The sequence below is a fragment of the Brevibacterium sp. 239c genome, assembly GCF_900169365.1.
Lineage (GTDB): Bacteria > Actinomycetota > Actinomycetes > Actinomycetales > Brevibacteriaceae > Brevibacterium.
Map to the genome: position 1 here is coordinate 1 of NZ_FXZH01000041.1, position 7,200 is coordinate 7,200.

The window sequence follows — 7,200 nt, forward strand, 5'->3', positions numbered from 1 at the left end:
GTTTTGCGGTGGTGATAGTGGTGGGGAAACGCCCGGTTAACCGTTCCGATCCCGGTAGCTAAGCCCATTCGCGCTGATGGTACTGCAACTTGGTGGTTGTGGGAGAGTAAGTGACTGCCGCAATATTCTTTGAAGGGTGAGGGGTCATTCCACTTTGGTGGGGTGGCCCCTTTCTCGTATTCATGGGTGTTGTGTCTTGGGGGCGTGTGATGGGTGCTGTTGTCGTTGCGTCAGGCTGTGGGCTGGTGGGCTCATCGAATGCTCTGTGACGTCGCGGCAGAGTTGCCAGTTCCCGTCTTCGTTCTTCCTCCAGACCTCAAGTAGCGCGGCCCAAACAGCCACGTCGTTGTTCAGCGAGTAGGCGAGGTCACCAGCATAAACGCCAGTCGAACCCGGAAAATCGCCCCCGACTGTGCAAGTCAGGTCCAACCAGTTACTGTGACGACCTCGTTGAGAACGGTTCTTTTGTTCTTCTTCGAGGCATTCTTGTCTCGCCTGCCGTATTTCGCGGTGACCTCGGTTCGAGTCACTATCGACAGTTCACTCCGCAAACTGGCCGAGGGTTCACCTTTTCGCGGGCAACAGTAAATGAGGCACCGAGGGTGGTGTCCGGGCTTTTTATCTGAGCCTCGGCGCTCATCTGGCAAACATAGTAGGATCCCTAGACGATTGCGTCGTGGATCAAGGCGATGGCAACCGGCACTATGACGCCGAAGAACCCGATCATGAACCCGACCTTCACCCAATTGCGTTCGAGGAACGTGGAATGCTTTGGGAATTTCTTTGCGACGTCGACAAAGCTCAACCGCTCGTCGCACTGTTTCACACTGATCCCGTTGTCGTCCATGACGGAGATGCCGCTCATGAGTTGGTCGGCGGGCCAGTACAGCCCGTTCAGGCTGATCGATGACTTCGATGTCAGGCGTGCGATCGAGATTCGCGGGATCAGTCCGAAACTCACATCGTAGAAGTCCGCGAACACGATGACACCTTCGATGTCGTCGCGTCCAAGCTTGACGGTTCGGCCATACCAGCTGCGGTACTCGACACCTGACCCGGTGAACACGATCCGGCTGCTTTTTATACCGATGAAGCCGGCAGCCAAAAGCGCGGAGGCAACGACGATACATATCAGCGCTGTCCCGACGCCGAGCCAGAAGAATCCGAAGGCGATGACACCGACCAGCACGAGGAACCGCAAGATCCCGAACCGCTGTCGATACCCCGTGAGGTCTGCTGAAACGGTGAAGGGCGCCGAAGCGGCATCGGGTAGATCGGCCTTCTTCAATTTTCCCATCCCACGACGATAACAGTGACTCTTAGTCCACGGACTGTGAGTCAACGGCTGCAGGGGTTGGTTTCGACTCCGGAGTGCGGTGCAGGATGCGAATGTTTCCGTATCACACGGTGGCCAGTCGATGACGTGGGTGTTGGTGTGGGCGATGAGGACGCCCCCTCAAGCTCCGGGTTTGATGGAGGCTCTTCTAATCGGCGTTGACGTGTTCGGGCACGAGTTCGTCCCCGTGTGGGGAGTCCCTGCGGAACTTGGACCGGTAGGCATGCGGAGCCGCTCCGCCCAGTGTCCCATGGGATCGGAACGAGTTGAACCAATACACCCATTCAGCCGTCGCGATCTCGAAATCATCGATACTTCCCGAGGGGTTGGGCATGCCGTTCGCGTTAACCTATAACCTAGATAACTCAGACAGCCCAGTAGAAAACGCAATCCAGTAAGCGATGAGAAGGCCGAGGATCAGAGTGGAATCGAACAGACGCGCGATCATCAAATCAGCGGGCGTGGCCGGAACCGTCGCGGTCATCGGTTCGTCGGTGGCGCTCACCTCGGCGTGCGAACCGGAGGAGTCGAGGGAACCGGCAGAGCCAGCCGCAGACGCGAGCGTTCCCACCGGGGACGTTCCCGTCGGGTCGGGAACCGTCGTCGAGGAAACCTATGTCGTCACACAGCCGAAGGAGGGGGAATTCTACGCCTTCTCGTCGGTGTGCACGCATCAGGGCTGCCAGGTCCGCACCATCACCAGGGACAAGGTCACCTGTCCCTGTCACTCTTCACAGTTCTCGACCACCACCGGCGAGGTGCTCGGCGGGCCGGCCACGGCACCCCTACCCGCATACAAGGTCACCGAATCCGGCGGGACGTTGACGATCTCCGAGACGTGATCACCGCCGTCGGGCAGATCCCCACCCGAATACGAGCTTCGACCGAACATGAGCCCCGGGACCTCCGTTGAACTCGCTCTCATCATCGCCAGAACCCTGGAGCGCATGTGCCAGGACCTGCACACATGCCCACGACTAGAGCCGCCTAGGAGAACGTAAGACGAAAAAAGAGGTGCTTCGGCGTCTCAAGCGGGCCACCGTGCGTGAAGTCTACAAAGTGTTTACAAGACCTCAAGTCCAAGATACGTCTGCGGCCGAAGGCCAGCGGCCCGCAGACGAACGCATGCGTAGTCATTTCCTTGTCCCGGGTTTCCCGGGCGTTGAATACCTATTCTGCTAGGATCTCTGACACCGAGAAGCACCGACGCCCACTTCCTGCCCTCACTGACGAATACACTAAATGGCTCGAAAACGCATGCCACATAATGGGCGCATCATAAGCAAATACCCCCTTTCAACATCCCGGAAAAGGCTATTCCGCGTGTGGATTGCTGTCTGATCCCCAAGTGTGTTTTCAAAGGTTCCGCCTCGACCCTGAAGCTTTTAGTGTCGAGCGTGTCAGGGTCGAGGCGGCTGTTGAGACCGTTCCGCCGAGTCAGGTAGCGCTACCGTGGCCGTTGGTGTCGTGGCGCGTTGTCGGGGCGGGGAGCCTCAAGAATCCACAGTATCGATTTACGACTGTCTTTGTAGCACCGCCGGCGCTGCGCTCAATGCCGGCCGATACTGTGGAACTCGGTTCACCGTACATTGCCAGCCGATCCACTTCGCAGTGGTTCATGACATCACGGATGTAAGGGTCCGATAGTTGCCAGTGAAGCTCCACTGCCGCGGAGTCGGGGTAAAGCTGGAAACTGTGCGCAATGAGCGCAGATTCGTCGATGAAGACCTGGACCATCAGCTGTGGCCCGTGCTGCTCAACTAACTCCACGGAACGATCGATCGCCTGTTTGAACTCTTTGAGGTGCCCTGCGTAGATGCGCATGGTGTTGTGCATGAGCACTGGTTCTTGATCCACAGTTGACATGTTCAGGCAGCCTCGTCAGTGAGTTCGGCAACCTGAGCGCTGACATCGGACTCGTGGTTTGCGGAGAGTCTTGTGATGATTGAACGCAACTGACCCACTGCACTATCTTCGAGGAACCCTGTGTCTTTGTTTTCCCTCCTGTGGGCGTGCGGCAGACCCCGTCCGGTCGATACTACAGCTGCGCCCTTCCGTTCGAGAGCAAACTCAGTTGACTGTCGAGCTCGTGCGCCTCCGTGCTCGCTCGGACTTGCACTGATCACGGCGACGGGGAGACTGATAAACATGCTCTCTCCGACTGGTCGGGCCGCCCAATCCAACAGGTTCTTCAACACCCCTGGCATGCTACCCCTGTACTCCGGTGTAGCGATCAACACTGCGTCGGAATGTTTGACGCGAGTTCGCAGGCTCGTGACTGCACTGCTAGGTGTCAGCTCACGGTCTTCATTGAAAAGGGGGACTTGATCGACTTTGTCGAAACGATGAGTCCGCTGGCGCAATTTGCGGGCGAGTTCCTCGACAATAGTCAGCACGCGAGAGTTGAATGAGCCATCGCGAAGACAGATGGTCAGCAATTCCATGTTGATTCCTTTCGGGTTTTTGATTGTTATGTCGATAGAGTTCACTGATCAGTGAACTTGGAGTCGCTTACCTCGACGAACGGGTCCACGGTGGTCGTCGGCGAGTTCAGCCATTCTGAGCAGGGACTCGGCAGTCTCGCTGATCAGTTCTCTAGCGGCGATCATCGTCGTGATTACCTTCGCCCCGGTGCCTGCGAGCTCGAGAACCATGAGCCGCACGGCCGGGCTGGGGTGCCTGTCTGGAACATGGGCATTCCGTTCCTCATCGGTCTGTGGTTTCCAAGCGGGGTCGTCGACGTGGTGGTCAGGCCCGCGCTCGTATCATTTCGCCTCACCTCGGTCGAGGAACTCGTGGATGAGCTCGATGACACGGCTGGGGTCGGCGAGCCAGTCCATATGCCCCTGGCCCTCGATTTCGACCAGGCGACTGTCCCGCACTGCGGTGTGCAATTGGCGAGAGCCCTCGATCGGCGTCATGATGTCGTTAGTGAAGCCGATGATCAGCGTGGACGCCGTGATCTTCGGAAGGAGTGGGCGGATATCGAAGTCCTGCAGCAGTTCGATCTGGCGGGCGATATCACTGGGAGGCCATTCATTAGCCAGCGACCGCGCCAGCCCGTCATGGCCCAACCTGTCCACGGCTGCAGGGCTGTACCCGGTGAGTGTGGTGAAGCGCTTGAACAGCTGTGTATCAATTGCCAGCAGTTGACGCCATGTATCGAAATACAATCGCTCGCGGGGACTGGTGGAATGCGTGAGTCCCGCGACCAATATCAGTCTACGAACCAGTTCCGGCTTTTCGGCAGCGACGGTGGCCGCCGCCATGGCACCGGCCGAAAAGCCTAGCAGGTCCACTGGTCCCTGCACCTCAGCTCTGGTGGCCGCAGCGACCTGATCCGCTACATCGCCAATTGTGAGGACCTGGCCCGAGTCGTGCGTCCGACCACTTCCGCTGAAATTCGGCCGAACTACGGTGTGGCTATCTGTGAAATGGCCGACGACGTTGCCGAACACCATCTCAGAATCGCCTCCGGTTCCATGAACCAGAACCAGCCCGTCGCCGTGGCCGTCGACGTCGTAGTGCACTTCTGCAAGGTGCGTGGACACAAATGGCATGGTTAACTCCTTACCTGAGTACTCAATAGTTGAGGACTAAGATATATAGCGATGTGATTGAATGTCAAGTAATTGAGCGCTCATAGAAGTGGAGGAAAGCTGTGGCCGATGCAGTGGAATCAGTACTCGAGCAATGGCGGGAGGCGCGTCCCGACCTAGACCCGTCGCCGATTGGGGTCGTCGGCCGCGTGTTGCGGCTGGCTCGAATGTGGGACCGGGAGATTAGGGAGTTCCTGGCGCAGTTCGGGCTGGAGCCCGGAGAATTCGACATCCTCTCGACGCTGCGACGTTCCGGTGAGCCCGATGGACTGACTGCCAGTTCATTCCTCAGGGCCTCACTGGTGACGTCGGGCGCAATCACCTTGCGTATCGACCGGATGCAGGCAAAAGGGCTGGTAATTCGTGTCCGCGATCCGCTCGACAGGCGCTCGATCCGGATCAGCCTGTCATCGCAGGGCCTTGAGCTCGTCGATCGAGTTTTGCCACTTCATTTCGCCAACCACATGAGGCTGATCCAGGAGTTGAACGGCGATGAGCGCGACAGTCTTGAAGGGATCTTGTCCAATCTGCTCGAGACTCGCGGCGATCTCTATGGGTCGAAGTCCGTCGAGGCTTAGATGTACTTCCCTAAGAGGTCGTGAACACGGGCTGATGGCGTGGGTCTACCGAAACCGGTATGGGGTCGATGGGTCATATAGTCATGCACCCACGCCTCGTGGACTTCTGCACGCTCGGCCTCGCTGGCATACACACTCGCATAGGCCCACTCGGCATCGAGAGCCCGGTTGAGTCGCTCGCGTTTCCCATTCGTCTGCGGTAGGCAGGGTTTATCTTGGGGTGTTTGACGCTCTCGCCGAGAGCCTCCGCAAAGGCCCGTGACCGGTGACAGGCTCCGTTATCGGGCACCTCTGTCGTGACCTCGACACGGATGCCCGTGAGGAACTCGTCTGCGCGCCGCCGGAGCACGGCAGCAGTGTCCTTACGCTCATCATCAAGGGTCGGATTGGGCGACTCTCGAGTAGTCATCGATAGCGTGGTGGAGGAACCGATACCCGCGCTACCCTTCGGCCCTGGCTCGGGCGGGACGGTCTCGACGGGAGCTGACTTTCCTGTCCTGCTTCTTGATACTGACATGGACTAGGCGTCCGGGAGCCTCGACCTCGTAACGGGCTGGGGCCGGATTACGAGCCGGCAGGCACGTCATCTGATCGATGTGAGCCAACAGCGGCACCTGGTGCCGGTGGAGGGTTCGGCCGGTAGTAGAGCGTGGAATGTGAAAGTGGTAGCTGATCCGGTGCGGGCCTGACCGCTGGTTGATCCGCAGCGAGTGGATGCGTCTTTCCACTTTGGCAGGCAGTCGTGTAGGGCTGTGGTGGGGCTGGCTGGAGAGGTCGGCGAGGCCGCGGTCAGTACAGTGTCTACGCACCCATCTGGACACGGTGGCTGGTGAGACTTGGAATCGTTGGGCAGCTCGACGCTAGGGCCATCCGTCGTCGATGATGTGAGCGATAAGGCGGCGTCTACCCTCACTGGTCCGTGGTGCATTACGGTGTGTCATGAAGACCGCCGGGGCTCGACTATGAGTGTGTTTACCCATATCGATGTCGGAGGTCTTCGTCGTGTTTCGACTACTGTTCAAAACGTGTCGGGGAAGTACACTTGGAGGCCTACTCATCGGTGGTGTTGAAGCGGAGTGCCATCGCGGCTGATTTTGTTTCGGCAAGCGATGTTGCTTGCCGCCGGAAATCGGAGTAGAAGATCCCCCAGATCTTGAGGTTACCGACGGCTATTCGCAACATAACGCAGCGTGTTCACGCTCGCAGTGGATGCCGCCTCTCCATCGGTCAGCACTTAGGCGGCTGATATGCGGATCGAAGTGATCATGCCCAGCCTATTGTAACCACTATTGCCCATCCACTTGCCGACATCGACGGTGTCAAGAGGACAATGTAAACGTCGTGCCAGTTGACTGTTGTAGGGGGCCGAGATCCATTCGAAGCGCCCGGCCGCGTCGGCAACCTGGGTGCTATATATCCGTGGTTGGGAGCCCCGAGTTCTTTGTCCGTTCCGACGGTGACCGTGCTAAGAGCACTGATATCAAGCGTTTACGCTCTGTGTGCCACGACGTTTCCTTGACGCCACAGTACGCAGCCTGACTTCTGGGCTTTCGTATTAGAGGCTCATCGTAATCGAGAGTGTAGAACCGGTCTGAAACCACCGGATTCAAGTAAGCACCTCGCGATGTAATGAGTCAGGTTGCGAAACCCGAGTGCCGATCCTCGAAGGTGCTCGAGCCGACCATTG

The 7,200-nt window shown here is 58.2% G+C and carries 7 protein-coding genes, 1 rRNA gene and 1 pseudogene; 3 read left to right on the forward strand and 6 right to left on the reverse strand.

Annotated elements, in window-relative coordinates; genetic code table 11:
- Positions 1-4: 4 nt before the first annotated feature.
- Positions 5-123, forward strand: a 5S ribosomal RNA gene (gene rrf, locus BSP239C_RS20005).
- A 538-nt stretch (positions 124-661) separates the two neighbouring features.
- On the opposite strand, the gene BSP239C_RS20010 is transcribed toward rrf, so the two are convergent.
- Entirely contained in the window at positions 662-1,297 is a 636-nt protein-coding gene (locus BSP239C_RS20010) for a hypothetical protein (RefSeq protein ID WP_101575055.1), read from the reverse strand.
- A 187-nt stretch (positions 1,298-1,484) separates the two neighbouring features.
- Positions 1,485-1,670, reverse strand: a complete 186-nt coding sequence (locus tag BSP239C_RS20015) for an IS3 family transposase (RefSeq protein WP_101575056.1) — start codon at positions 1,668-1,670, stop codon at positions 1,485-1,487.
- Between the two features lie 88 nt (positions 1,671-1,758).
- On the opposite strand from BSP239C_RS20015, the gene BSP239C_RS20020 reads away from it, so the two are divergent.
- Complete coding sequence (locus BSP239C_RS20020) at positions 1,759-2,178, forward strand: Rieske (2Fe-2S) protein (protein WP_257930301.1); 420 nt, start codon at positions 1,759-1,761, stop codon at positions 2,176-2,178.
- Between the two features lie 595 nt (positions 2,179-2,773).
- Here the strand turns inward: BSP239C_RS20020 and BSP239C_RS20025 are convergent.
- The 3 genes from BSP239C_RS20025 to BSP239C_RS20035 all read right to left on the reverse strand — a co-directional run bounded on the left by BSP239C_RS20025 (position 2,774) and on the right by BSP239C_RS20035 (position 4,866).
- Entirely contained in the window at positions 2,774-3,202 is a 429-nt protein-coding gene (locus BSP239C_RS20025; RefSeq protein WP_101575058.1) for a hypothetical protein, read from the reverse strand.
- Positions 3,203-3,204: 2 nt separating this feature from the next.
- On the reverse strand, positions 3,205-3,825 hold the full coding sequence (locus BSP239C_RS20030) for an NADPH-dependent FMN reductase (RefSeq protein WP_145997519.1): 621 nt from the start codon (positions 3,823-3,825) through the stop codon (positions 3,205-3,207).
- Between the two features lie 276 nt (positions 3,826-4,101).
- Positions 4,102-4,866, reverse strand: a complete 765-nt coding sequence (locus tag BSP239C_RS20035) for an alpha/beta fold hydrolase (protein WP_219618939.1) — start codon at positions 4,864-4,866, stop codon at positions 4,102-4,104.
- Positions 4,867-4,997: 131 nt separating this feature from the next.
- Between BSP239C_RS20035 and BSP239C_RS20040 the strand changes: the two genes are divergently transcribed.
- Positions 4,998-5,513, forward strand: a complete 516-nt coding sequence (locus BSP239C_RS20040) for a MarR family winged helix-turn-helix transcriptional regulator (RefSeq protein ID WP_101575061.1) — start codon at positions 4,998-5,000, stop codon at positions 5,511-5,513.
- On the opposite strand, the pseudogene BSP239C_RS20045 reads toward BSP239C_RS20040, so the two are convergent.
- A pseudogene (locus tag BSP239C_RS20045) lies at positions 5,510-6,454 on the reverse strand (integrase core domain-containing protein). The gene BSP239C_RS20040 and the pseudogene BSP239C_RS20045 overlap by 4 nt on opposite strands.
- Positions 6,455-7,200: the final 746 nt, after the last annotated feature.